Here is a 25,545-nt window from a genome sequence, read left to right as displayed (position 1 = left end):
GGGCAGGCGCCCCGGGCCATGTACCCCACCTTGAGAAGAGGTCATCCTGTGAACCGACGTACTCTGCTGCGCACCACCACGGCCCTGGGCGCCGCGGGCCTGGCGACCGGTGTCCCCCTCGACGCGGCCACCGCGGCCACCGCGGCCACCGCGGCCACCGCGACCTCCGGGCCCGGTGACCCGCTCCGCGTGCACGTCGTGCTGTTCCAGGGCGTGGAGGAACTCGATCTCGCCGCCCCCTACGAAGTGCTCAGCGCCTCCGACCACTTCACCGACCGCGACGTGGAGGTCCGCTACGTCGCCCTCGACAGCCCCCGGGCGATCACCGCCGCCTTCGGCACCAGGCTCCGCACCGACCAGCGCTGGGCCCCGCAGGAGGCGGACCTCCTGGTGGTCCCCGGCGGCGGGTACGCCCGCAGAGAGGATCCCGGGGTCTGGGCGGAGATCCGGCGCGGTGAACTGCCCCGCGCCCTCGCCGAGGCTCGCAGGCCGGGGCTGACCATCGCCGCCCTGTGTACCGGCGTGATGCTGCTCTCCGCCGCCGGCATCACCCGCGGCCGGCCCTGCACCACCCACCACCGTGCCCGTGCCGACCTCGAACAGCAGGGAGGGCTGCTGAAGAGCGCGAGGGTCGTCGACGACGGTGACCTGGTGACCGCCGGCGGTGTCACCTCCGGTCTCGACCTCGCCCTGTGGCTGGTCCGCCGGGAGCTGGGCGCCGACGCCGCACTGGGGCTGGAGAGCATGCTGGAGTACGAAGCCCGCGGAACGGTGTGGACTTCCGCCCCGCCCTCCTGACCCATGACAGCGACCCCGGGCGCGCCGCTCGCGGACGCCGGCGCAGGCCACCGGCGACCCGGCGGGACCGGTGGCCGTCAGGACCGGTCGAGCCAGGCCCGGCACAGCCACCAGGCGTCGACGGCCCCGAAGGTCCCGGCCGGGTCGATCCCGGTGACACAGGAGAAGCGCTGGACCCGGTTGCGCACCGTGTTGGGGTGGACGAACAGCCGCTCGGCCGCCGCCCGCACATCCCGGTCGGCCTCCAGCCAGGCACGGACGGCCAGGGTGACCGGCTCGGCGTTCGCGCCCAGCCCGGCCAGCGCCGCCCCGTGGCGGTCCAGGAGGGCCGCCGCCAGATCGGCCCGGTCCACCACTGCGGCCAGGGCCGCCACCTCGGCGACGTGCACCACGCCGGGCCGTCCCACCGACTCGGCCGCCGTGAGGGCGTCCACCGCGAGACGCCGTACGAGGGCCAGCCCCTCCGGGTCGCCGGGGCCGGCGAGTCCGGCCGCCGCTCCCGGTCGGACCACGGTGCGGGCGGTGCGGTCCGGGGGCCGCCGGGCGTGCACGGCGACCAGCAGGCCGTCCACCGGCGCGGACAGCGACCGGGCACCCGGGTCGCGGGGTGTGCGGTCCGGGACGGCCGCGGCCCGGGCGTCCTCCGGCCGGGCGACCAGCACCCACAGCCCGCCCGCCGCCGGCAGGCCCGCCTCGGCGGCCGCCAGCGCCGCCGCCGAACCGCCGGCGAACAGCCGCCGCAGCAGCGCCGCCTCCCGCTCACCGCTCGGCGGGCCCTGGCCGGTGCCGGTGGCGCGATGGGCGGTGATCAGCCGGACCCGTACGGCCTCGGCCCAGTCGTCGTACAGCTCCCGTGCGTCCAGCAGCCGCTCGGGCGCGACCCCCGCCGAGCCCGACAGTTCCCGGGCGCGGGACCAGATCGCCCGTTCGGCCACGTGCACGGCCGCGAGCACGGCCTCGATGGACACGCCCTGGCGGGCGCGGGTCACCGCCAGTTCCTCCACGAACGACAGCTCCGCCTCCGTCGGCCCCCGGCGGGCCGCCAGGGCCCGGGTGGCCGCGGCCAGCAGCGCGCGGGTGTGCCCGGCGATGTCGGCGGCGGGCAGGGCCGCGATCTCCTGCACCATCGTGCGGACGGCGGCCACGACCGAGGGCAGCAGGTCGTCCTCGCCGACGACCCGCTCGATGAGGTCGACCACCGGGGGCCAGCCGTCGTGCGCGTGCATTCCGCCATCCTGCCCGCCCTTGTGACCGGCAACAACGCGGGGGCCGAAACGGGTGACGCACGCCATGTCCCGGCCGGTGGGACGCACCTACGGTTGGGTCCCACCACAGACCGACCGCCACCACCGCCCCAGCGGACCCGGGCGCGTCCTGGGCCCCGCCGGCGCCCTGCCCGCACTCGGTGACCGCGCTCGCCCTCACCGCCCCCCGTACCGCCCCAGGAGACGCCACCATGCCCCCTCCCCGCCGTGTCGCCGTGATCGGCGCCGGAGCGGCCGGCCTCGCCGCCACCAAGGCACTCCTCGACGCCGGCCTCGACACCGTCACCTACGAGAAGGGCGACCGGCCCGGAGGGCTGTGGGCACGCGACAACAGCAGCGGTCTGTCCCCGGCCTACGCCTCGCTCCACCTCAACACCAGCAAGGGCCGCACCCAGTTCGCGGACTTCCCCATGCCGCACTCGTGGCCGGACTACCCGTCGGCCGACCTCGTGGCCGGCTACCTCGCCGACTACGCGCAGACCTTCGGCCTCGTCCCGCACATCCGCTACGCCACCACGGTCGCCCGCGTCGAACGCGAGGACGAGGCAGGAAGCACCGCCGGGCATCCGCGGCCGGCCCGTCCAGCGGCCGGGGAAGCGCCTGGCACCGGGCGCGCCTGGCGCGTCACCACCGACACCGGCGACACCGCCCGCTACGACGCCGTCGTGGTCGCCAACGGCCACAACTGGGACCCCCGGCTGCCCGAACCGGGCTACCCCGGCAGCTTCTCCGGCACCCGCATCCACGCGCACGAATACCGCACCGCCGAGATCTTCCGGGACCGCCGGGTGCTCGTCGTCGGCATGGGCAACTCCGCCATGGACATCGCCGTCGACGCCTCCCACATCGCTCGCGGCCCGGTGCTGCTCTCGGCCCGCCGCGGGGTGCACGTCGTCCCCAAGTACCTGTTCGGCCGTCCGGCCGACGCGACCGGCGGCGCCCTGGCCTTCCTGCCCTGGCGGATCCGCCAGCGGATCGCCGAGACCCTCCTCGGTCTGGCCGTGGGTCCCCCGCAGCGCTACGGGCTCCCCGCCCCCGCCGGCGGTCTCCTCCAGAACCACCCCACCGTCAGCGACACCATCCTGCACCGCCTCACCCACGGCGAGGTGGCCGCACGGCCCGGTATCGACCGCTTCGACGGGGACCGGGTCGTCTTCACCGACGGCCGTTCCGACCCGGTCGACGTCATCGTCTGGGCCACCGGATACCGCGTCACCATCCCCTTCCTCCCCGCCCGCTGGACGGGCGGGGACCCCGAGCGACTGCCGCTGTACAAAAGGGTGTTCCACCTGGACGACCCCGATCTCGCCTTCGTCGGGCTGATGCAGTCGACCGGCGCCGCCCTCCCCGTCGTCGAGGCGCAGGCCAAACTGGCCGCCGCCCGTCTGTCCGGCGCCTACGCCCTTCCCCCGGCGGCGGAGCAGCGGCGCTCCACCGACCGCGATCTGCGCGACGCCACCGCGCGCTGGGGGAGCGACCGCAGACCGCGGATGCGGATCGACTTCGACCGCTACCTGGCCGACCTGTCCCGGGAGACGAAGGCCGGACGCGCCCGCGCACGCCGTGCCGCCGGCCGCCGGACCGCACCGGCGTCCCGCGCGCAGAACACCGAGGAGAGCACCGTATGAACACCGGCCCCCACGCCGCCGCGGCCGCCCGCACCCCTGTCGGGGCCGCTCTCGCCGCTCTGCTGGGCGGCGGTCGGCGTGACGCGCGCGGCCTGCGCGTTCTCGTCACGGGCGCCTCCGGAACCTTCGGCCGGGCGCTCTCCGCCCGGCTCGCGGAGCTCGGCGCGCACGTCGTCGGTCTGGACCTCGCCCCCGGGCCGGACGACCCGGTCGAGGTCCTGGCCTGCGACATCACCGACGACGACGCCGTTTCCGACGCGGTGGCCGACGCCCTCGCCCGGCTCGGCGGTCTGGACCTGCTGATCAACAACGCGGGAATCGGCGGGCCCGCTCCCGCCGAACTCCCACCCGGTCCCGAGGTCCGCCGCCAGCTCGACATCAACCTGCTCGGCACCTGGCGCGTGACGGCCGCCTGCGTGGACGCCCTCGTGGCCTCCCGCGGCCGGGTGGTGATGGTCTCCTCGCGGATGGCCGTCCTGCAGCTGCCCCTGGCGGCCGCGTACGGCGCCTCCAAACGCGCGCTGGTGGCGTACGCCGACGCGCTCCGCATGGAGATCGGCACCCATGTCGGCGTCAGCTGCGTCTACCCCTCGGCGGTGCGCAGCCCCATCCACGACTCGACCGCCGCGGCCGGGCTGTCGCTGGAGGGGATGAGCCGGTACGAGCCGCTGGAGGGAGTGGTGGAGACGGTGCTCCGAGCCGGGCTCGGCCGCCGGGCCCGCCGCGATCTGGCCACCACCCGGCGGGGAGCGGTGGAGATCTTCCTGGCCCGCCATCTGCCGTGGCTGACCGACCGGATCGTCGCACGCACCCTGGCCGGCCGCGTCCGGTCCGGCGCCTTCGAGGGCGCGGGGCCGGCCGCCGGTGTCGTCCGGCGCCACGGAGACCGGCCGTGACCGCCGTTCCCGCCGTTCCCGGGCCCGACGCCTCCGACGTGCCGGCGCGGGAGGCCGACGAGCGGGCCGGTCCTCCGCGGCGTGCGCGGACCGGAGACCTCGTGGCGTACGCCACCGGCTCGGTCGGCATGGGCGTGTGGGTCACCGTCCCCGGGCTGCTCCTGCTGTACTTCCTCACCCACACGCTGGGCGTCTCGCCGTTCCTGGCCGGGCTGACGCTCCTGGTGCCGAAGATCGTCGACGCGGTGGTCCACCCGCTGCTGGGCACGCTCTCCGACCGGCAGGCCCGCAGCGCCGGGCACCGGCGGGGCATGCTCCGCGGGGGACTGCTGCTGCCGCTGTCCCTGGCGGCCCTGTTCACCGTGCCCGCCGGTCTCACCGGGCCGGGGGCCGCGCTGTGGGTCGGCGGCTGGTTCATTGCCGGCAACCTGCTCTTCGCGTGCTTCCAGGTGCCGTATCTGACGACGCCCTCCGATCTGCGGATCGGCTACCACGAGCGCACCCGGGTCTTCATGTTCCGGATGCTCTTCCTGACCCTGGGGCTGCTCGCGTCCGGAGTCGCCGCACCGGCCCTGGTCGCCTCCGGTGGCCGCGGGGACTACTCCCGGATGGCGGCGCTGCTGGCGGCGGGCATGGTGGCCTCCGGAGTGATCGGCCTCGCCGGCGTCCGGCGGCTCACCGGCCGCTGCGGCTTCCGCCCGCCCGACGGGCACGCGCACTCCGTCCTGGCGGACCTGCGTCTGGCCGGACGGGACCGCGACTTCCGGGCGCTGGTGCTCTCCTACCTCTTCACCGGGACCACCACGCACCTCTTCCTGGCGGCGCTGCCCTTCTACACCCGGTACGTCTTCGGGGACGGCGGCCTCACCACCGTCTTCATGGGCGCCTTCCTCGCCCCGGCCGTGATCGCCGGGCCCGGCTGGCTGTGGCTGTCGCGGCGGACGGGCAAGCAGCGCGGACTGCTGCTGGCACAGGGGGTGTTCATCGCCGGTTCGCTGGCCCTGCTGCTGGGCGGGACGGCCGGCGTGACCCTCACGGTCGTGGTGGTGGTGGCCCTCGGCACCGCCTTCGCCGGGCTGCAGTTGCTGGCATTCTCGATGGTGCCGGACGCGGTGGCCGCCGCGGAGAGCCGGGGCACGGCCCGCGCCGGCGCGTACACCGGAGTCTGGACGGCCACCGAGGCGACGGGGACGGCCCTCGGCCCCTACGTGTACTCCGCGGCCCTCGCCGTCGGCGGCTTCGTCGCCACGACGCAAGGGCACACCGTGACGCAGCCGGACTCCGCGCTCACGGCACTGCTCCTGGGCTTCACCGTCCTCCCCGCCGCGCTGATGGCCGTCGCCGCCGCCTTCCAGCGCCGCTGCGGCCTGGACGAGGCCGCGCGGCGCTGACCGGCGGAGCGGGGCTGCCGAACGCACCGCACGGTGACCGTTCATCGCCGGGCAGGGACGGAAACCGCCAGGTGAGAACGGATCCGTCCGAATGGATCCCTTGAAGTAGGGTGACGGCGCGAAGGGAGCGTGAGCAGTGCGAGAACGGGTCACCATGGCGGACGTCGCCCGTGTGGCGGGAGTCTCCTCCGCCACGGTCTCCTACGTCCTGTCCGGCAAGAGGCCCGTCGCCCCCGCGACCCGGGCGGCGGTGGAGAGCGCCATCGACGAGCTGGGGTTCACCGTGAACACGGCGGCCCGCAGTCTGCGGACGGGCCGGTCCAGCCTGGTGGCGCTGATCGTGCCCGACATCGCCAACCCGTTCTTCGCGCAGCTCGCCGCCATCCTCCAGGAGGAACTGCGGGGCCTGGGCATCCACGTGGTCGTCTGCGACACCCGCGCCCGCCGCGAGGAGGAGCGCGCGCTGCTGGCCGAGGCGGTGCAGCAGCGCTTCGCCGGTGTCGTGATCACACCGTTCCGGCTGCTGCCCCGGGACATCCGGACGCTCACCGACGCCGGGATCCCCGCCGTCGTGAGCGCGGACGTCCCCTTCGGCCCCGTCGACCTGGTGACCCCCGACGCGCGAGCCGCGACCCGGCAGGCACTGGAGAGGGTCACCGCGGCGCAGCGGCGCCGTATCGCGATGATCGCGGGGCCGCGGGACGCGACGGGGGGCGACCCGCGTCTGGAGCTCCTCAGGGGGCTCGCCCGGCAGTTCGGCACCTCCCTGCCGCGGGAGCTGGTGATCAGGGGCGAGCACACGCGTGAGGCGGGAGCCGAGGGATTCGCCGAGCTGATGCGCCGGCGCTACCGGCCGGACGCGGTGTTCTGCGCCAACGACGTCATCGCGGTCGGCGCCATGGACAAGGCGCGAGAACTGGGCGTCGACATACCGGGCGATGTGGCGCTGGTGGGCCACGACGACGCCTCCTTCGCCTCCCTGGTGCATCCGCGGCTGACGACCATCCGCTACCCGGCCGAGGACGTCGGCCGGGCCGCCGCCAGGCTGCTCAGGGGGAGGCTCGACGGACGCAGCGTGCACCGGACCATCCGGGTGAAGGCGGAGTTCGTCGCGCGCGCCTCGGCCTGACCGGTCTCCCTTCCCACCGGGGCTCCACCCCTTCGGAAGCCCCCTCGGAAACCCCCTCGGACGGCATCGCCACGGCCTGGCGGACACCGTAGCGTAATCGATTCCGCATGACGAGGCCCCGACCTGCGCGAGGCTGGTGTGCGAAGAAAAACAGCAGTTCATCATGGGTATGGAGAGCTCTTCTCCGCCGTTCGAGGTGGTCACGAAGCGAACTCGAAGTCGATTTACCTTCTCCGGCGTATTGACTTCTGCCGGTTCCTGTCGTGAAGGTTGCGCCCACCGCTTCGTCGGAGCGGACTCTCAGCCCAAGGAGCAACCTCATGGCGATGCGCGCTCACCCCTCACCCATGGCCAGACGCTGCATGATCGGCGCGGTGGTCGTGGCCCTCACGGCGGCCACCGGTTGCGGCGGCGGCAAGGACGATGCCGCGGCCGACGCCTCCTGCGAGCCCTCCTCGGGCAAGGTCACGCTGCAGTACTGGTCCTGGGTGCCGGGCATGCAGGAAGCGGTGGACCTGTGGAACGGTCAGAACCCCGACGTTCAGGTGAAGCTGAAGACGACCCCCGCCGGCAACGCGGGCACCTACCAGAACATGTCCAACGCCCTGAAGGCCGACAGGGCACCGGACCTCGGCCAGATCGAGTACGACTCCCTGGCCAGCTTCCGCCTCAAGGGCGGCCTGCGCGACATAGCCCAGTGCCCCGGGGTGGGCGAGGCCCAGGAGAAGTTCGTCGACTGGACCCGGTCCCAGGTGGACTTCGGCGCCGGGGGTGAGGACGGCATCTGGGCCATCCCGCAGGACACCGGCCCCATGGCGATGTTCTACCGCAAGGACGTCTTCGACAGGCTCGGTCTCAAGGCCCCCACCACCTGGGAGGAGTACGCCGCAGCCGCCCGCGAGGTCAGGCAGGACGGCAAGTACATCACCCACTTCTCACAGACCGACCCGAACTGGTTCACCGGCCTGCTGTGGCAGAACCGGGCCACCATGTTCGAACGGGACGGCGACGCCTGGAAGGTCACCGTCGACCGGCCGGAGAGCCGCCAGGTGGCCGACTACTGGCAGAAGCTGATCGACGACAAGCTCGTGGCCACCGACCTCCAGGGCTTCTCCCCCGCCCTCTACAAGGCCTGGAACTCCGGCGAGGTCGTCACCTGGATCAGCGCCGCCTGGGGCTACAGCACCATCCGGGACAACGCCAAGTCGACCGAGGGCAAGTGGGCGGTGGCCCCCATGCCGCAGTGGAAGGCCGGCGACCAGCGGGCCGGGAACTGGGGCGGTTCCACCACGGCGGTGCTCTCCGGCACCGAACACCCGGCCAAAGCCGCCGAGTTCGCGCTGTGGCTCAACACCGACCCCGAGGCGCTGGAGATCCTCAACCGCGAAGGCGGCCTCTACCCGGCGGCCACGGCGGGCCTGGACCTGCCGGCCCTGAAGCAGCCGGTGGACTTCTACGGCGGGCAGAAGATCTTCGACGTCTTCGCGCAGGCCTCCGCCAGTGTGGACACCGATTTCACCTGGGGGCCGACCATGACCGACACCTACCGCTTCCTCAGCGACGGCACGGCCGGCGCCGTCGGCGGCGAGGGAACCCTCGGCGGCGTCCTGGAGCGGACCCAGTCCCAGAGCGTGGACTCGCTGCGCAAGCAGTCCCTCGACGTGACCGACTGACCGATCGCCCCTCGCCCCGCGTCCCCGCCGCACCCGCGGCGGGGACCGCACCCCGCCGAAGGCCCTCCCGTGACATCCACCGCCGCCCCGCCCGGCACACGCCGCACACGCCCCCGCCGGGTCCTCGCCCCCTACGCGTTCCTCGCCCCCTTCCTCATCCCCTTCGTCCTGTTCACCCTCGTCCCGGTCGGCTACGCCTTCTGGCAGAGCCTGCACAGGACCGAGCGGGTGGGGGGCACCTTCGGGAGCACCCACTCGGTGTTCGCCGGATTCGAGCAGTACGCCGACGTCGTACGCGAGCCGTTCTTCGCCGACAGCGTCGTCCGCGTCGGCCTGTTCGCCCTGGTGCAGATCCCGGTGATGCTCCTGTTCGCCCTGGCGCTCGCCCTGCTGCTGGACTCCGCCGTGGCCAGGCTCAAGCGCTTCTTCCGCCTGGTGTACTTCGTCCCGTACGGCATCCCGGGCGTGGTCGCGGCGCTGATGTGGGCCTTCCTGTACGACCCACGGCTCTCGCCGGTCGTGGAACTGCTCGGATCGGCCGGAGTGCAGGTCGACCTGCTGGGCGCGGACGCCATCCTGTTCTCCATCGGCAACGTCGTCACCTGGACGTACACCGGCTACAACATGCTGATCCTCTACGCCGCCCTGCAGGCCGTCCCGGCCGACATCGGGGAGGCGGCGCGCGTCGACGGAGCCGGCGACTGGACCATCGCGCTGCGGATCAAGCTGCCGCTGATCCGCCCGGCGCTCGTCCTCACCGGTGTCTTCTCCATCATCGGCACCTTCCAGCTGTTCACCGAACCGCAGGTCTTCCGGTCCATCTCCACCAGCGTGACCAGCACCTACACACCCAACCTGGCGGCGTACTCCCTGGCCTCCGGCGACAACTACAGCGAAGCGGCGGCCCTGTCGGTCCTGCTGGCCGCCGTGACGTTCCTGCTGTCGTTCGCCTTTTTGCACTTCACCTCCAGGAGACAGGGATGAGCTTCCTCACCCGTACCGAAGGCGCCCACGCCACGGCCCCGGGGCGGCGCGGGCCCGGCAGGCTCTCCGTGGCCGCCGCCGTGGCCTTCATGACGCTGGCGGCCTGCTACATGCTGCTGCCGGTCTACTGGCTGCTCGTCTCCGCCACCAAGAGCCAGAGCGACCTGGTCTCCACGCCCGGGCTGCTGCCCGCCCAGTGGCATCTCGGCGACAACCTCGCCGCGCTCTTCGAGCAGCAGGAAGGCGTCTTCGGCCGGTGGCTCCTCAACAGCCTCCTCTACGCCGGGGTGGGCGCGGCCGTCGCCACCCTCCTGGCCGCGGCCGCCGGATACGCCCTGGCCAAGTACACCTTCACCGGGCGCGAAGCGCTGTTCTCCGTCATCCTCGGCGGTGTCCTGGTGCCGGCGACCGCCCTGGCCCTGCCTCTGTTCCTGCTCTTCGCCGAGATGGACGCGACCAACACGTTCTGGTCGGTCTTCCTGCCCAGCATCGTCAGCCCCTTCGGCGTCTACCTCTCGCGCATCTTCGCCGCGGCGTCGGTCCCCGACGAGATGGTCGAGGCCGCCCGGATGGACGGCGCGGGGGAGCTGCGCATCTTCTGCGGCATCGCGCTGCGCATGATGTCCCCGGCGCTGGTGACCGTCTTCCTGTTCCAGTTCGTCGTCATCTGGAACAACTTCCTGCTGCCCCTGGTCATGCTCCAGGACGACACCCTCTACCCCGTCACCCTCGGCCTGTTCACCTGGCAGTCGCAGACCAGCCGCCTGCCCGAGCTGCAGACCCTCACCATCGTGGGAGCCCTGGTCTCCGTCGTGCCCATCGTGCTCACCTTCCTCATCCTCCAGCGCTACTGGCGCGCCGGACTCACCGCCGGGGCGGTGAAGTCGTGACCCATGCCCTGCCCCATGCCCTGGCCGCCCTGAACCGCCGGCTCGGCGGTATCGCCTACGGCGGCGACTACAACCCCGAGCAGTGGCCGCGGCAGGTGTGGCGGGAGGACGTCCGCCTGATGCGTGAAGCGGGCGTCAACCTCGTCACCGTCGGCGTGTTCTCCTGGTCCCGGATCCAGCCGCGCCCGGACACCTACGACTGGAGCCTGCTGGACGAGGTGCTCGACCTGCTCCACGGCAACGGCATCGCAGTGGACCTCGCCACGCCCACCGCCGCACCGCCGCCCTGGTTCACCCGGCTGCACCCCGACGCCCGGCCGGTCACCGCCGCGGGCACCCGGCTGGCCCACGGCAGCCGGCAGGTCTTCTGCCCCAGCCATCCCGCCTACGCCGAGGCCGCCGACGCCGTCGTCACCGCACTGGCCACCCGCTACGCCGACCACCCCGCGGTCGTGCTGTGGCACGTCCACAACGAGTGGGGCAACCACAACGCGCTGTGCTACTGCGACACCAGCGCCGCAGCGTTCCGCCGGTGGCTCAGGGACCGCCACACCACACTGGACACCCTCAACGAAGCGTGGGGAACCGACTTCTGGGGCCAGCGCTACGGCGACTGGGAGGAGATCGACCCGCCCCGCGACACCACGGCCTTCCGCAACCCGGGACAGGACCTGGACTACCGCCGCTTCTCCTCCGACGCCCTCCTGGCCCGCCACCGCGCCGAGGCGGCCCTGCTGCGCCGCATCGCGCCCGGCACACCTTTGACCACCAACCACCTGGGGACGCTGGAGAAGAAGGTCGACGCCCACGCCTTCGCCGGCGAGTGCGATCTGGTCTCCCTGGACCACTACCTGCCCGCCGCCGACCCGGACGGCCACATCGACCTGGCCCTGAACGCGGACCTCGCCCGCGGCATGGCCGCCGGCCGCCCCTGGCTGCTCATGGAGCACTCCACCTCCGCCGTCAACTGGCAGCCCGTCAACGTGGCCAAGAGACCGGGGGAGATGCGCCGCAACAGCCTGACGCACCTGGCGCGCGGCGCGGACGGCATCATGTTCTTCCAGTGGCGGCAGTCACGGGCGGGCGCGGAGAAGTGGCACAGCGCGATGCTCCCGCACGGCGGCACGGACACCCGGATCTGGGGCGAGGTGCGCGTGCTGGGCGCGGAGCTGGCGGCGCTCGGCGAGGTGACCGGGACACGGGTCCGGGCGGACGTCGCGCTGCTCTTCGACTGGCACAACTGGTGGGCGCTGGAACTGGAGGCCCGCCCCTGCGGCCTGCGCTACCTCGACACGGTGCGCGACTGGTACGAGGCGCTGTGGACCTCGAACATCACCTGCGACATCGTCCCGCCCGGCACCGACCTGGCGCCGTACAAGGCGGTCGTCGCGCCCAACCTCTACCTCCTCGCCGACGAGCACGCCGACGACCTCACCCGGTACGTGAGCCGGGGCGGACACCTCGCGGTCGGCTGCTTCAGCGGCGTGGTGGACTCCTGCGACCGGGTGCGCCCGGGCGGCTACCCCGGCGCCCTGCGCGACGTGCTCGGACTGCGCGTGGACGAGTACCTGCCGCTGCGACCGGAGGAGACGGTCCGCCTGAGCGACGGCTCGACGGCCCGGCAGTGGGCCGAACGCGTCGAGCCGCGCGGCTGCGACCCGGTGCTCCGCTTCGCCGACGCCCCCGACGGCGGCCCGGCCCGCGGCGGGCCCGCCGCCACCCGGCACGCCCACGGTGAGGGAACGGCCCGGTACGTGGCCACCCGCGCGTCCGCCGCGACCCTGCGGGAACTGGTCCGGGGCCTCGCGGAGGAGGCCGGGCTGCGTCCCGCCGCCGTCGTGCCCGAGGGGGTCGAGGCGGTGCGCCGCACCGGCCCGGACGGCTCCTACCTCTTCCTCGTCAACCACACCGGCGACAGCGTCCGGGCCGCCGTCGAGGGGACCGCGCTCCTGGACGCCGCGGGCGACGGCTCCCGTGTGGAGATCCCGGCCGGAGGAGTGGTCGTCGTACGCGAGGAGAGGCGCGCGCACCGGCCCTGACGACCCGTGCGGCCGGCTCCGCCGCACCCCGCCGCTTCCCCGCCCCGCCCAGCACCCCCGAGGAGTCCGCCCCCGCCCGCCCGGAGCGCTTCACGGCCGTCCCACGGGGGAGTGGAGATCGACGAGGCCGGCGGAACCGTCGTACCGCGCACCCCCGCCTCCGGCCACGTCCTGCGCGTCGACACCGCGGCGGGCACCGTGTGCCACGCCTACTGGGGCGCGGCCCGTGCCCCTGGCCGACGCGGCGGCGCTGCCGGTGTGGACCGACCACGACGACAGTCTTGTACGGCCGCCGCCCCGTCCCCTCCTGTCCGGGAGCGGGACGGGACGGGGCGTTTCCGGGGAGGCGGTCAGCCGCCCTTCCGGATGTCCCGGCGGACGTCCGCCCGGGCCTCCCGGCCGGTGTCCGCATCGCCGGGGAGACGGCGTCGCAGGGGCGGATGGACGTTCGCCCGGGTCAGGTCGCCGCCGTAGTGCGCCAGGAGCCGGTGGTCCATCACCTTCCGCCACAGGGGCGGGAACCAGGCCAGGACGATCATGGTGGCGTAGCCCGAGGGGAGTTGGGGTGCCTCGTCGAAGTGCCGCAGGGTCTGGTAGCGGCGCAGCGGGTTGGCGTGGTGGTCGGAGTGCCGCTGCAACTGGAAGAGGAGCAGGTTGCTGACCGTGCTGTTGCTGTTCCAGCTGTGACGGGGAGCCACCCGCTCGTAACGGCCGTCCGGCCGCCGCTACCGCAGCAGGCCGTAGTGCTCCAGGTAGTTGACCGTCTCCAGCAGGCAGAAGCCGAGCACGGCCTGCAGCGCCAGATAGGGCAGGACCCGCAGGCCGAACACCGCGGTGAGCGCGGCGAACAGCACGGCCGAGAGCGCCCACGCCGTCAGCACGTCGTTGTGCGGGCCGAGCACCGGGCGCCTGCGGCGGCTCAGCCGGCGCCGTTCCAGGTGCCACGCCGAACGCAGGCTGCCCAGGACGGTGCGTGGCAGGAAGCGCCAGAAGCTCTCGCCCATGCGGCTGCTCGCGGGGTCCTCCGGTGTGGCGACCCGCACGTGGTGGCCGTGGTTGTGTTCCACGTAGAAGTGCCCGTACCACGTCTGCGCGAGCGCGATGCGGCTCAGACGGCGCTCCAGCAGTTCGCGTTTGTGGCCGAGCTCATGGGCGGTGTTGATGGCGACGCCCGCCACGACCCCCGTGGTCGCGGCGAGTCCCAGGCTGTCGGCGACCGACAGGCGGCCGCTCGCCCACTGGCCGCACGCCCACACCAGGGCGCCGAACTGGATCGGCAGGTACAGGTAGGTGCACCAGCGGTAGTAGTGGTCGGCCTCCAGGCGCGGTACGGCCGCCTCCGGCGGGTTGGCGCCGTCCGCCCCGGTCAGCCGGTCGACGAGCGGAACGATGACGAAGGCGAAGAACGGCCCCCACCACCAGAACGAGTCCACCCCCGTGAGGGAGACGAGACCGCCTGCCTGGAAGGGCAGGGTCGGGACGGCGAGGGCGAGCGGCCACAGGCGGCGTTTGGGGTCCCGCCAGGTGCGGGTGTCACACGGCGCTGGCTTCATGGGGGCTCCCTGACGATGGGACGCGTTTTCGCGCACCGGCTGCGAAGCGGCGCAGGTGCGCATGAGGGGTGGGCCGAAAGTGTCACGGCACGGGAGTGCTGACAAAGAGGTGCGCTGTGTAAACGTTCTGACTCTCCGTCAGATCGCAGGGCGGCCGCGGAGGCCGTGACCGGACACGGGCGCGGTGGCACACTGCCGGTGTGCGCAACCGCCGTCCGCCCTCCCCGCCCGGGCCCCGTGCCGATCCGCCCCGGGTGGCATGGCGCAAGCAGATGCGGGAACGGGTGCTGGCCGAGGCCCGTGCGCTGACCGCCGAGGGCGGCTGGGACCGTGTCCGGGTGGCCGATCTCGCGCTGCGGGCGGAGGTGTCGCGGCCCTCCATCTACAAGGAGTTCGGCGACCGGGCGGGCATAGGGCAGGCACTGGTGCGGCTCGAGACCGAGGCGTTCCTCCTGGGCCTCGCAGCGGTGCTGGACGAGCACCGGGACGACGTCGCCGCCGCGCTGGAGGCCGCGGTCGCCCACGCTCTGGCCGAAGCCGGAGCCAACCCCTTCGTCGGCGCGGTACTGACCGCGGTGCGCGGTGGCACGGACGCGCTGCTGCCGTTCCTGACGAGCAGGCCCGACCCCGTCTTCACGAGCGCCTGGCATCTGCTGGCGCACTGGCTGGGCGAGGTGGTGCCGGACGTGGCGGAGGAGCGGCGCGTGGAGGCGGCCGACCTCGCCGTGCGGCTGGCGATCAGCCACATGCTGCTGCCCTCCACCCTGACCGCGGGTGCGTCCGAGCTCGTGTCCAGGGCCGCTTGCGCGGTGCTGGGCGTGGCTTACGACTCCTGAGGCGCGGGGGGAGGGGCGGGGCCGCGGCCGCGCGGGAGGGGGCGAGTGCGCCGCCCGCGGTGGCGCGAGCGGGCCCGTGCGGAGAGCCGCCGTACGTCCACTTGCCGGAGTGAGTACTCACACCGTAGGGTTCGACCGTGTCCGCAACGCCTTCCGCCCGGCGCAGAGCTCCCGGAATGAGCCCGGAGCAGCGCAGGGAGATGATCATCCGTACCGCCATCCCGCTGATCGCCGAGTACGGCACCGCCGTGACCACGGCGAAGGTGGCCCGCGCGGCGGGCATCGGCGAGGCCACGATCTTCCGGGTCTTCGCCGACAAGGACGACCTGATGGAAGCCTGCCTCGCCGAGGCCGCCAGGCCCGATCAGGTGCTGGACGAACTCGCGGCGATACCGAGGGACCAGCCCCTGTCCGCGCGCCTGGAGAGCTCGGTCGACGCGGTGTACGCCCACCTGGGGCGCATGGGCGCGGTCGTGGGCGCTCTCCAGGCGACCGGCCACCGGTTCGCCACCGCCTGCGGGCAGCCGCCCCCGGACGGAGGCGGGCCGGGCCGGGACGACGCGGTCGGGGCCATCACCGCCGCACTGGCCGACGTCCTCGGCCAGGACGCCGGTCTTCTTCGCCTGCCCGCCCACCAGGTGGCGGGCGTCCTCTTCAACTTCGTCTTCGGGCTCGCACGCCCGGGCGGCGCGGACCTGGCCGAACCGCGCTTCCTCGTCGACGTACTGCTGAACGGGGCGCTGCTGCCGTCGCAGGAGACGGAGACCTCGTGACCGCGTACGCCTCCGCCGGCGCCCGGCAGGCCGGTGGGGCTCGAAGAAGGAACGACCCGGCTCGGAGGCGCAGATGACGGTACTGGTGACAGGGGCGAGCGGTCGTGTGGGCCGCCATGTGGTGGACGAACTGCTCCGCCGGGGCGTCGCGGTCCGCGCCGCGCGGCGCGGCGCGGCGCCCACCCGACGGACCCGGCCGTGGAGACGACGTGGTTCTCCTACACCGACCCGGCCACGTGGCACGAGGCGCTGAACGGCGTCGAGTCGGTGTTCGTGATGCGTCCTCCGCAGATCAGCAAGGTCAGGCGCGACATGCTGCCCGCTCTGGAGGCCGCCCGCGACATGGGGGTACGGCGCATGGTCCTGCTGTCCCTGCAGGGCGCCGAACGCAACCGCGTCGTCCCCCACCGGGCGCTGGAGGACTGGCTCAGGACCTCCGGAGTGGGGTGGACGTTCGTACGGGCGGGGTTCTTCATGCAGAACCTGTCCACGACCCACGCTCGGGAGATCCGGGAGCGGGGAGAGATCATCGTGCCGGCCGGGAACGGCAGGACCTCGTTCGTCGACGTCCGGGACGTCGCCGCCGTGGCGGCCCGCTCGCTCGTGCAGGGGGACCTGGTCGGGCAGGCGGTGACACCCACCGGGGCGCAGGCACTCACCTACGCCGAGGTCGCCAGCATCCTCTCTCGCGAGCTCGGGCGCCCGGTGCGCTACGCGAAGCCCGGCCCGGTGGCGTTCTGGCGCCACACCCGGGCCCTCGGGACCGCGCGGGCCGAAGCCGCCGTCATGCTCGCGCTCTACAGCGCCTGCCGGTTCAACCTGGCCGCGGGCATCACCGACGACGTCGAACGGATTCTGGGGCGGCCACCCATCGCCTTCGAGCGGTTCGCCCACGACGAGCGGGAGGCGTGGGCCGCCCGGCCCGGCGCCGCGCCGTCCTAGACCACCCGTCCGTCCCGCTCGCGCGGGCAGCCGTTCACCGTGCACGGGGTTCGCCCCGGCCGGGCCGCTCCGTCTCCCGGCGGTCCGCCCCCGTGCCGGTCCACCCCGGGCAGGTCGGCTCCCTGCCGGTCCACCCCTGTCGGAAAGGCCGAACCATGTCCCCGGTCCAGCAGCCCGCCGTCACCCGCAGGCACCCGCCCAAGGCACTGATGAAGCTGGTCAACCCGGTCGTCCGGGCCCAGATCGAACGTGGCCGCGGAGGAGTCGCGAAGCGCCTTCTGCTGCTGCACTTCACCGGCCGGAGGACCGGCAGGGCGTTCGACGTGCCCGCTGCCCGGCAGGACGTCGGCGGCCGCCTCTGCGTGTTCACCGACAGCGGCTGGCGAGTCAACTTCCGGGAGGGCGCCGACATCGAGGTCACCCTCGACGGCGAGCGCATCCCCATGCGCGCCGTCCTCGACGAGGACCCCGACTCCGTCGCCGCGCAGTACGCCGAGAAGCTGGCCGAGACCGGCCACCGCAAGGCCGACCGGCTCGGAATCACCGTCAACGTGGATCGTCAGCCGACCATCGGCGAACTCAGGGAAGCGGTGGTGCGCCACGGACTGTCCGTCGTCCGCCTGACTCCGCGCGGCTGACCCGGCCGCCTCGCCCCGGCTTCCCGCCTCGGCCCGGACGCCGACGACGCGCCGGCGCGGGATCAGCCTCTTCGGAAGAACTCCACCTCCGCCAGGGCCAGATGACGGCCCGGGGTCAGGTCGACGGCCGAGCGCAGGACCAGACGCACCGTCTTCGCGTCGCTGATCCCGACGGGGAACGTCTGCGGGCCCGGTTTGTCACTGAGGGTGAGTTCCTCGCGGTGTCTCGTGCCGTCCTGCTCCGTCACCTCCAGGTCCAGACGGAGCGCGCGTGCCTGGCGGGCGTAGTCCTCGGGGGACTTGGAGGGACCGTTGACGATGATCAGATCGACCAGCCGGAACGGCTCGCGGAAGGTGTAGGTCACCGAGGCGCCCGGTGCGGGTGCGCCCCAGTAGCGGTTGCTCAGCCCGTCCGTGGTGTTCGCCGCCGGATGCCGGGGGATCTCGGCGCTCGCCTCGATGTCCGCCGGGGTCACGGGCCTGGGCTTGCTCATCTTGTCCCGGGCGTCCTCGAAAAGGGTGCGCCCGGCCGGCAGCAGCAGGAGAGCGCCCGCGCACACGGCCGCCACCGCGGCCAGGGTCACCAGGAACCGCACCGCCCGGCCCGAGCCCGCCCGCACCCGGCGGCGCGGCGGCCACACGGTCCGCCACCACGGCGGCCGGGCGGGCTCGGGGGCGGGGTCCAGCGCCGTCGCGCAGCGCCGGCAGAACCGGCGGCCCGGCGGGTTGGGCGTGCCGCAGGCGCGGCAGGGCGCCCCCGTCGCCTCCTCCGGCACCGCCGCGGGGCGTACGACGGGGCGCGGAGCCACCGGCTTCGCGGGGCGTACGGGCGCCACAGGGGCCGGCGCCGCCGCCTCGGGAGCGGAGGCAGGGGCGGGGACGGGGGGCTCGGTGCGGTCCCGGCCGGCCTGCGGGGGAGGGTTCGTGCTCTCCTCCCGGCCGGGCGCGGTGCCGGGGCCCGTGTCGTCGCCGGAGGGTGAGCCCGCGGCGCCCGTTTTGCTCGCCTCTCCGCGGCCACGGCCCGCCGGCCGGATACGCGACGGCGGGGTGCGGGGAGGCGCGGCGGACGCGTCCGCCGGAGGCGGCGCGGGCGCGGGCGTGGGCGCGGGAGGCGGCGCGGGTGGGGGCTCCGGCGGTGCCGCCTGCTCCGAGCGCCTGCCCGGAGCGGGTGGGGTGTCCGACCAGCCCAGGTAGGAGCCGCAGTTGCCGCAGAAGTCGTCCCCGGGGCCGTTGGACGCCCCGCATGCGGGACACACGTGCATGACGTCACCTCCCTTCGTCGGCGGGTGGGCCGGGCAGGACCTCCACCCGGCAGACGGTGTGCACCGGGCACATGGCCCGGACGATCTCGCGGACCCGGTCCGGGTCCACCCTCCTCCCGCGGTCCGGCCACACCCGGACCAGGGTCTCGGGCGGTGGTTCGGGCGGGAGTTCGGCGCCGGCGGTGCTCGACCAGGCCGCGCCGCCGTCCCCGGTCACCTCGGCGTGTACGCCGAGCGCGAGCCGCAGGCCCTCGACCAGGCCGCGCCTGGTGCCGCGCCACCGGTGCAGTTCCACCGCGCGGACGACCGCCTCGCGGCGCTGCTCCACCGGCCACCGCGGGTCGTCGTCGGCCCCCACCCAGGACGCCAGCCAGGCCAGGAAGTCGGCCGGAGCCACCCGGGGGTCGAGGTAGGCGGGCAGGTTGTCGAGAGTGGCGAAGACCGGCGCGAGGACGGTGTCGAGGCCGGCGGTGAACCGCTGCGCGAAGTCGTCCTCGGAGTACAGGGCGGGCAGCTGCCCGCCGATCGGGTACCTGCTCGGCAGTCCGGGCACGGAGGCGCGGCTCATCCCCGCGCCTCCGGCCCGACGGCCGTGACGGCCGTGACGGCCACCTGGTGCTGGTGGGAGAAGACCAGCGCGCCCGCGGCCACGTCGATGCGGTCCGCCGGCGCGCCGCGCCGCCCGGTGACCGGGTCGGCGGGGAACAGCCGGATGTCCTCCACCAGCGCGTTACCGGTGGCGCGCTGCAGCACGCCGAAGATCTCCCCGTACTGCACCGGCCGCCCGAACGGCCACCCGGTGCCGTCGGGGCCACCCCGCAGCGGGTCGAGGTACCCGAACAGCGCGGTGAGTGCCGCGTCGCGCACCCCGTCGGTGTCGTCCGGCGCCGCCGCGAGCCGGGCCACCACGGTGACGCCCTGGTAGACCGGCGGCTCCACGACGAGGCGGGTGCCGACCAGGCGCCGCTCGTCCAGGCTCGCGGTGACCGTCCGGAGCACCTGCTCGGAGGGGATCAGCTGCTCGAAACGGAGCCGGCCGTCCTCGTCGGCGACCGCGTCCGGCACCACCAGGACCCGTACCGCGCCCGCGCCGCCGGCGGGCAGGCAGCGGACCCGGCGCACCGAGGGCGCCGCCTGGCGGCTGATGATCTCGTAGTCCTCGGCGGTCACCGCCCGCTCCTGCATCCGCAGCGCGTCCGGCGCGCGCAGCTTGGCGTTGTCGACGGTCTCGCCGGCGACTCCGCCGCGCGCCGCCTCCCGGTTGACCACCCGCGCGACGTACGGAACGGAGCTGCGCAGCACGGAGATCGCGCCGCGGGCGACGTTGCCCGCCGGGCCGCCGCCGGTGCGGTAGCGGGCCACCCGCACCCGGGCGCCCTTGGGCGGCACGGCGCCGCACTGCCGCAGCGTGCCGTCCGGTTCGCGCAGCACGGGCGGGAAGGCGAACTCGCCGGTGGTGGCGTCCACGCGGACGTGCCGGTCGGCGGGCCCGGAACGGCCGAAGTGCTCCACCACCTCCCAGCGCTGCCACCCCTCGCCCGAGGACACCTCCACCACGGGGGGCTCGCCGTCGAGGAGGACCGGCGGGCGGCCGAGCCGGAACGTCTGTCCGGCGACCCCCTCCGAGACGCCGAGCGGCACATCCGTCACGGTCTCGGCGTGTTCGACGGACATGGTGCCGCCCACGGTGAACACGGCCGCCTCGCGCACCGTCGGGGACCGGGAGTAGAACGGCTGGCCCGGCTCCGCCTCGGTGACGCGGCAGCGGAGCCAGCCGGCCCGCGTCCCGCCGATCACCGAAGCGGTGTGTCCGGCCGGTACGTACACGATGACCTCGCCGGGCCGGTTCAGCCCGCCGGTGGTGTCCGGGCCGGTCTCGCACGGCTGCCAGCCGCCGCCGTTCCACGCCTCCCACACCAGCGGGGGCTGGCGCGGGTCCACGCCGACGCCCTCCACACGGCTGTCCAGCCGCACCGCGACGATGCAGCGCGGCACCGCCGTCGGCAGGCCGAACAGCAGCGCGTCGCCCGGCTCCGGTGCCGCCTGGAAGCAGGGCACGTCCCGGCCCTCGGCGAGCGCACCGGTCCGGTCGGTCTGGTCACCGGCCCGGGGCGCGGTCACCAGGCGCGTCAGTTCGCTCGGCGCGATGCGCAGTTCGTCCGTGGTCGTGAACACCACGGCCTCGTCCGTCTCGCCGCGGGCGGTGGTCACCTCGGTGCCCGCGGGCAGCGCCACCGTGTCGGGCTGCGGCGCCGACAGGTGGAAGTCGACCTCCGCCACGGCCGCGGTCGGCGGGAACAGGCGGATGCCCAGCAGGTCGAGGAACGCGGTGTAGTTCCTGTCCGGGACCCGGTTCAGCCGGTACAGCAACTGGTCCACGAGGTAGGCGAACGTCTCGATCAGGGTGACGCCCGGGTCGGAGACGTTGTGGTCGGTCCACTCCGGCGCGCGCTGCCGCACGTACCGCTTCGCCTCGTCGACGAGCTGCTGGAACCGCCGGTCGTCCAGGTTGGGGGAGGGCAGGGCCATCAGCCGGCGCTCCTCTCCCCGGTCTCCTCGTCGGAGGGGATCGTGTAGAAGGGGAAGACCAGGTTGCGCCGGTCGTTGGTGGAGCGCACGGTGTAGCGCACGTCGATGTAGAGGGTGCCGGCCTCGACGGTGTCGAAGGCGACCACCACCTCGTCCACCGCGATGCGCGGCTCCCACCGCCGGAGGGCCTCGCGCACCTGCTGGGCGACGCGCCCGGCGGTGGCGCCGTCGCCGGGGGCGAAGACGTAGTCGTGGATGCCGCAGCCGAACTCGGGACGCATGGGGCGCTCGCCGGGAGCGGTGCCGAGCACCAGGCGGATCGCCTCCTCGATCTCCCGGTCCTTGTCGACCATGCCGATACCGCCGGTCGGCCCGACCCGCAGCGGGAACGCCCAGCCGCGGCCGATGAACCGCTCGCTCATCACGCGCCCCCGATCAGGACGTTCGGCTCGCCGGTCAGGACCATCGCGCCGCACACGCTCCGCCCGCGCGCCCACGCGGCCGGCAGACCGCCGACGAGCACCGTTCCAGTGGCGAGTGCGGCCGGGTCGGGCTTGATCACGTTGGTCGGTCCCAGGGCCGCGTGCTGGGGGATCGGGCAGACGACCAGGCTGCCCACGACCGCGGCGGGGCGGCCGCCGATCAGCACGCGCGCCACCGCCGCGGCGGCGCCGGGCGGCGGGGTGGTGATCCGGCCACCGTGGTCGGTGGGGTCGCCGGTGCGGGCTGCGGCTGGCATGCGGTGCTCCTCGGGGAGTGTCGGATGGGGGCGGGCGGGGGGTCAGTTGATCCGGATGAGCCGGGCCTTGAGGACGCCGAGCAGACCGCCGTCGACGGTGACGTCCGAGCTGCCGGTGACGTCGACCGAACGGCCGGCGACCTTGACCCCGGCGCTGCCGTTGATGTTCACGTTCCGGCCCGACACGCTCACGTCGCCCTGCCCCGCGTCCAGGGCGATGCCCTTGTCGTCGAGCCGGACGGAGGTGAGGGGAGGCCGGCCCGTGCCGGAGCGCACCGCCAGCTCGATCCGGCCCCGCCGGTCGTCGAGGAAGACTTCCAGGCGTCCGTCACCGGTGGTGAGCCGCAGTCCGGACGGGCCCGGGGCGCTTACGTCCAGCAGTTCCACCCGGTGGCCGGAACGCGACACCACGGAGCGGCGGTTGACCTTTCCGCTGGTGCCGTCGACCAGCGGTACGTCGTGGGGCGAGGGCCGGTCCACACCGTTGTAGAGCCCGCCGATGACGTACGGGCTGTCCAGCAGGCCCTGCTCGAAGCCGACCAGGACCTCGTCGTTGACCTCCGGGCTGACCACGCCCCCGCCGCCCCTGCCGCCCCACTGCACGGTACGCACCCAGTCGGTGACGTAGGTGTCGTCCAGCCAGGGGAACCTCAGCCGCACCGCGCCGCTTTCGGCGCCGTCCGGTTCGCGCACGTCCGTCACCACGCCGATCGCCAGACCCGGCATGCGCGGGCCGCGGGACGGCGCGTTGGCACCGGTCACCAGGCCGGTCAGGGAGCGGTCCGGGCCGGCACCGACCCACACCGTCGTCCGGTACCCGCCGTGCGGGTCCAGGACGTGCTGCACCGCCGTGGCCGTGTAGCGGCCGGAGAACGCCTGCCCGACGTTGCCGAGCGCCACGGGCCTGCCCGCCCGCAGCAGGGGGTTGCCCTCGGCCACCGCCTCCAGTTCGGCGAAGCCCGCGCTGACCTGGGCGGCCGTGGCGCCCGCGACCGCCGTCGCCTCGGCCTGGGTGCGGTACGGGGTGTCCGTGACGGTCAGTTTCGCCGCCTTGCCGAACCGGGCGCCCATCGCCGGACTCAGGCCCGGGACCGCCGTCTCGCTGTCCACCGACGGATGCCGGGACACCAGCGGCCGCTTCGTGGTGACGTCCCAGCCGCGCACCTCCACCGACGAGGCCCCGTCCGCGGCCGAGAGCGAGGCCCGCAGCGTCAGCAGGTTCCGGCCGTACTCCAGCACCATCGGGTTCCGCGTGGCCGGGGTCGAGGGGGAGGGCGCGCCGGAGGCCGGCCGCGGCCGGGTGAACTGGAGCAGCCCCTGGTCGTCGACGCGCACCTGTGCGCCGCTCTCGCCCGCCAGGTACTGCAGGAAGTCCCAGTCGGAGACGTTCGCCTGCGACAGCTGCCGGTAGGTGACCGGTGCGGCCTGCACGGTTCCGCAGGCCAGTCCGGCCCCGGCGGCCACCTTGCGGACGATCGCCGCGGCCGTCATGTTCCGGTAGGCCACCACCTTCCGGCCCCGCTGGAGGCGGTGCGCCCTGGAGTAGGCGCGCACCACCGTGAACGAGCCCGTGCGGTCGCGGTCCACCTCCAGGGCCGTCACCTCGCCGTCGAACAGCCGCTCGCGCGTCTGCCCGGACACGGTCACCACCGACACCCGCAGCGGGGTGCCGATGGTGATGCCGGTCGCCCTCAGGAACTCGTGGTCGGGATCGCGGAAGGTGAGCTGCGCCGCGTCGGGCAGCCCCACGTTCTCGTCCACCACACAGCTCACCAGCTGGGCGGCCCAGACGGGCGGAAGGGGGGCGGGCGTCTCCACGACGGGGTCCGCCGCGAAGGACCGGCCGCCCCGTGCCTCGGGTGTGGTCACCGCTCCTCCCCGCCCCCCGCGTCCCGCAGCCCCGGCACCACCAGCTCGGTGCCGGGCACGAGCGCCATCGGGTCGTCGATTCCGTTCGCCTCGGCGATCGTCCGCCAGGCCGTCGCGTCGCCGTACTCGCGCCAGGCCAGCAGGGCCAGGCTGTCGCCCGCCACCACGGTGTGCGTGCTGCGGGCGGTGCGTGAGCCGGACGTCGGGTTCTGGCCCGGCGGGTCGACGCTCGCCTCCTCGATCGACAGCGCGCAGGTGGCCCGCAGCGGCCTGCCGTCGACGTCGAACAGCGTGTACGTCACCGCCAGGCTGGAGAGCACCCCGTCGAACGAGGTCGTCCGCGCGGTGCCCCACTCGAACCGCACCCACGGGCTGGCCGGCTTCTCGCGGCTCAGGCTGGCCGGGGTCGGCACGCACGCCTTCATCAGCTTCTCCACGGCCTGCTCCACGGAGTCGTCGTGGGTGGCGGTCGCGTCCAGGAACACCTCCAGGCTCAGTGTGCGCGGGCCGCTGCCGACGAACTCGGGCAGTGCCGACTGACCCGCCATCCGGGACGGGGAACGGCGCCACTCGGTGGTCTTCTGCAACTGCAGGGTGGAGGGGTTGAACTGGAGGTCGAGCCGGGCGATCGTCCCGCCGGGCTTCGCACCGACCGACGCGGGGGGCTCCTTCAGGGTCAGCTGGGCCCTGGCCCGGCCGGTACGGACCGCTGGGGGCATGCGGGGGTCTCCTTTCCGGTAGCGGGAGCGGGGCGGGAGTGTCCGGGGAGGTGTGGGTGAGCGGATGTCAGGAGGGGCGCAACCCCTCGTGGGCGATCTCCAGGGTCTCCACCGCCGCCTGGGAGCTGGAGGGATCGAAGGACGGGCCCTGCCAGCGCACCGGGACGATCCCGAACACCTGCCAGCCGACGATCGGGGTCAGGTCCGGTCTCAGCGCCACGATCTCGCCTTCCTTGGGCTCCACCCGCCGCAGCGTCTCGTCGAGCCAGCGGCCGATCTTCACCGTGTCCGCGGTGACCGGCCGGGTGAGCGTGATGTTCGACCAGGTCACGCGCCCGGGCAGGTTCCAGGTGAAGCCGTTGTTGCCGCCCTCGGCGTAACTCTCGATCTCGACCTCGGCACCCATGCCGGAGCAGGTGTGGAAGGCGCCCAGGTCGTCACCGCCGATCGAGAGCCGGAAGAACACGCTCGTCGCGAAGATGCTGTCCGTCATCGGTCCGTCGTCCGTCCTTCGTTCCGTGCCTTCAGCGGCGTCCGTCGTAGGGGCGGCCCGCGCGGTCCCGGCCGCGCCGCAGCTCGGCACGGAGCAGCCGGGCCACCGGGTCGAGCAGACGGCGCGCCAGGTCGTCCAGGTCGAGGCCGGGGTCCTGCGGCGCCCCGTGGGGACGGGCCGTGCCCCTGCCGGGGCCGGGCGGGGCGGCGGGCGCGGCCGGCGCGGAGGCCGACCGCGGCCGGCCGCGCGCCGGTGCCTCCCGGGCCGGTACGCCCGCGGGCGCGGCGGCGCTGCCGCCCCCCGTGGGGGGGGGCCGGGCCCCCCCGTCCCCGCCCGCGGGTGCCCGGGGTCCCGCCCCCCCCCCCCCCGGGGCCGACCACCCGGGCGGCCCCCGCCCCCCCCCGACCCGCGCGCGCCCAGCCGGGGGCCGGCCCGCCGTCGCCCGCGCGCGCCCCCCCGCCCCCCGAGCGGCAGAGCACACGTCGGAACTCCAGACACT

22 protein-coding genes and 2 pseudogenes are annotated in these 25,545 nt (G+C 74.2%); 14 read left to right on the top strand and 10 right to left on the bottom strand.

Going from position 1 to position 25,545, the window contains the following annotated elements; genetic code table 11:
• Window positions 1-48 precede the first annotated feature (48 nt).
• Window positions 49-798, top strand: a complete 750-nt coding sequence (locus tag ACW69E_RS24615; RefSeq protein WP_457500481.1) for a DJ-1/PfpI family protein — start codon at window positions 49-51, stop codon at window positions 796-798.
• Window positions 799-875: 77 nt separating this feature from the next.
• Here ACW69E_RS24615 and ACW69E_RS24610 read toward each other — a convergent pair whose 3' ends face one another.
• Entirely contained in the window at window positions 876-2,024 is a 1,149-nt protein-coding gene (locus tag ACW69E_RS24610; protein ID WP_457500480.1) for a helix-turn-helix domain-containing protein, read from the bottom strand.
• Window positions 2,025-2,254: 230 nt separating this feature from the next.
• On the opposite strand from ACW69E_RS24610, the gene ACW69E_RS24605 reads away from it, so the two are divergent.
• From ACW69E_RS24605 to ACW69E_RS24570, 8 genes are all read left to right on the top strand, one after another.
• Window positions 2,255-3,691, top strand: a complete 1,437-nt coding sequence (locus ACW69E_RS24605) for a flavin-containing monooxygenase (protein ID WP_457500479.1) — start codon at window positions 2,255-2,257, stop codon at window positions 3,689-3,691.
• A complete protein-coding gene (locus tag ACW69E_RS24600) occupies window positions 3,688-4,587 on the top strand; it encodes an SDR family NAD(P)-dependent oxidoreductase (protein ID WP_457500478.1) in 900 nt (299 codons plus the stop codon). The genes ACW69E_RS24605 and ACW69E_RS24600 overlap by 4 nt, the downstream gene beginning before the upstream one ends.
• Window positions 4,584-5,978 (top strand): MFS transporter, encoded by a 1,395-nt coding sequence (locus ACW69E_RS24595; protein WP_457500477.1) that lies wholly within the window; start codon window positions 4,584-4,586, stop codon window positions 5,976-5,978. Before ACW69E_RS24600 ends, ACW69E_RS24595 begins: the two co-directional genes overlap by 4 nt.
• Window positions 5,979-6,114: 136 nt before the next feature.
• Entirely contained in the window at window positions 6,115-7,107 is a 993-nt protein-coding gene (locus tag ACW69E_RS24590; RefSeq protein WP_457500476.1) for a LacI family DNA-binding transcriptional regulator, read from the top strand.
• A 320-nt stretch (window positions 7,108-7,427) separates the two neighbouring features.
• Window positions 7,428-8,780: an ABC transporter substrate-binding protein gene (locus tag ACW69E_RS24585; RefSeq protein WP_457500475.1), complete on the top strand. Its 1,353-nt coding sequence runs from the start codon at window positions 7,428-7,430 to the stop codon at window positions 8,778-8,780.
• A gap of 69 nt (window positions 8,781-8,849) precedes the next feature.
• Window positions 8,850-9,764 carry a carbohydrate ABC transporter permease gene (locus ACW69E_RS24580; RefSeq protein WP_457500474.1) on the top strand — a complete coding sequence of 305 codons (915 nt, stop codon included), beginning with the start codon at window positions 8,850-8,852 and terminating at the stop codon, window positions 9,762-9,764.
• Window positions 9,761-10,654 (top strand): carbohydrate ABC transporter permease, encoded by an 894-nt coding sequence (locus ACW69E_RS24575; RefSeq protein ID WP_457500473.1) that lies wholly within the window; start codon window positions 9,761-9,763, stop codon window positions 10,652-10,654. The genes ACW69E_RS24580 and ACW69E_RS24575 overlap by 4 nt, the downstream gene beginning before the upstream one ends.
• A complete protein-coding gene (locus tag ACW69E_RS24570) occupies window positions 10,651-12,693 on the top strand; it encodes a beta-galactosidase (RefSeq protein ID WP_457500472.1) in 2,043 nt (680 codons plus the stop codon). The genes ACW69E_RS24575 and ACW69E_RS24570 overlap by 4 nt, the downstream gene beginning before the upstream one ends.
• Before the next feature lie 350 nt (window positions 12,694-13,043).
• Here ACW69E_RS24570 and ACW69E_RS24565 read toward each other — a convergent pair.
• Window positions 13,044-14,246, bottom strand: a pseudogene (locus ACW69E_RS24565) (alkane 1-monooxygenase).
• Window positions 14,247-14,446: 200 nt separating this feature from the next.
• Here ACW69E_RS24565 and ACW69E_RS24560 point away from each other — a divergent pair.
• The 5 genes and pseudogenes from ACW69E_RS24560 (at window position 14,447) to ACW69E_RS24540 (ending at window position 17,435) form a co-directional block, all read left to right on the top strand.
• Window positions 14,447-15,082, top strand: coding sequence for a TetR family transcriptional regulator (locus tag ACW69E_RS24560; RefSeq protein WP_457500471.1), 636 nt, complete (start codon window positions 14,447-14,449; stop codon window positions 15,080-15,082).
• Between the two features lie 176 nt (window positions 15,083-15,258).
• Window positions 15,259-15,855, top strand: a complete 597-nt coding sequence (locus tag ACW69E_RS24555) for a TetR/AcrR family transcriptional regulator (protein ID WP_457500470.1) — start codon at window positions 15,259-15,261, stop codon at window positions 15,853-15,855.
• A 73-nt stretch (window positions 15,856-15,928) separates the two neighbouring features.
• Window positions 15,929-16,108 carry an NAD-dependent epimerase/dehydratase family protein gene (locus ACW69E_RS24550; protein WP_457500510.1) on the top strand — a complete coding sequence of 60 codons (180 nt, stop codon included), beginning with the start codon at window positions 15,929-15,931 and terminating at the stop codon, window positions 16,106-16,108.
• Window positions 16,027-16,797 (top strand): annotated as a pseudogene (locus tag ACW69E_RS24545) (NmrA family NAD(P)-binding protein); the annotation flags it as partial. The gene ACW69E_RS24550 and the pseudogene ACW69E_RS24545, both read left to right, overlap by 82 nt.
• Before the next feature lie 155 nt (window positions 16,798-16,952).
• A complete protein-coding gene (locus tag ACW69E_RS24540) occupies window positions 16,953-17,435 on the top strand; it encodes a hypothetical protein (RefSeq protein ID WP_457500469.1) in 483 nt (160 codons plus the stop codon).
• Between the two features lie 62 nt (window positions 17,436-17,497).
• Here the strand turns inward: ACW69E_RS24540 and ACW69E_RS24535 are convergent, their stop codons facing one another.
• The 8 genes from ACW69E_RS24535 to ACW69E_RS24500 all read right to left on the bottom strand — a co-directional run bounded on the left by ACW69E_RS24535 (window position 17,498) and on the right by ACW69E_RS24500 (window position 25,046).
• Window positions 17,498-18,244 (bottom strand): NADase-type glycan-binding domain-containing protein, encoded by a 747-nt coding sequence (locus ACW69E_RS24535; RefSeq protein WP_457500468.1) that lies wholly within the window; start codon window positions 18,242-18,244, stop codon window positions 17,498-17,500.
• A 457-nt stretch (window positions 18,245-18,701) separates the two neighbouring features.
• Window positions 18,702-19,265 (bottom strand): phage tail protein, encoded by a 564-nt coding sequence (locus ACW69E_RS24530; protein ID WP_457500467.1) that lies wholly within the window; start codon window positions 19,263-19,265, stop codon window positions 18,702-18,704.
• Entirely contained in the window at window positions 19,262-21,226 is a 1,965-nt protein-coding gene (locus ACW69E_RS24525; protein WP_457500466.1) for a putative baseplate assembly protein, read from the bottom strand. Before ACW69E_RS24525 ends, ACW69E_RS24530 begins: the two co-directional genes overlap by 4 nt.
• A complete protein-coding gene (locus tag ACW69E_RS24520; RefSeq protein ID WP_457500465.1) occupies window positions 21,226-21,648 on the bottom strand; it encodes a GPW/gp25 family protein in 423 nt (140 codons plus the stop codon). Before ACW69E_RS24520 ends, ACW69E_RS24525 begins: the two co-directional genes overlap by 1 nt.
• Window positions 21,648-21,965 (bottom strand): PAAR domain-containing protein, encoded by a 318-nt coding sequence (locus ACW69E_RS24515; RefSeq protein ID WP_457500464.1) that lies wholly within the window; start codon window positions 21,963-21,965, stop codon window positions 21,648-21,650. The genes ACW69E_RS24520 and ACW69E_RS24515 overlap by 1 nt, the downstream gene beginning before the upstream one ends.
• Window positions 21,966-22,007: 42 nt before the next feature.
• Complete coding sequence (locus tag ACW69E_RS24510; protein ID WP_457500463.1) at window positions 22,008-23,834, bottom strand: VgrG-related protein; 1,827 nt, start codon at window positions 23,832-23,834, stop codon at window positions 22,008-22,010.
• Window positions 23,831-24,553, bottom strand: a complete 723-nt coding sequence (locus ACW69E_RS24505; protein ID WP_457500462.1) for a CIS tube protein — start codon at window positions 24,551-24,553, stop codon at window positions 23,831-23,833. Before ACW69E_RS24505 ends, ACW69E_RS24510 begins: the two co-directional genes overlap by 4 nt.
• Before the next feature lie 67 nt (window positions 24,554-24,620).
• On the bottom strand, window positions 24,621-25,046 hold the full coding sequence (locus ACW69E_RS24500) for a phage tail protein (RefSeq protein ID WP_457500461.1): 426 nt from the start codon (window positions 25,044-25,046) through the stop codon (window positions 24,621-24,623).
• Window positions 25,047-25,545: the final 499 nt, after the last annotated feature.

This window comes from Streptomyces sp. SS8 (assembly GCF_054072955.1).
The sequence above is the reverse complement of the archived record's forward strand: the minus strand, read 5'-3'. Positions and strand labels throughout refer to the sequence as shown.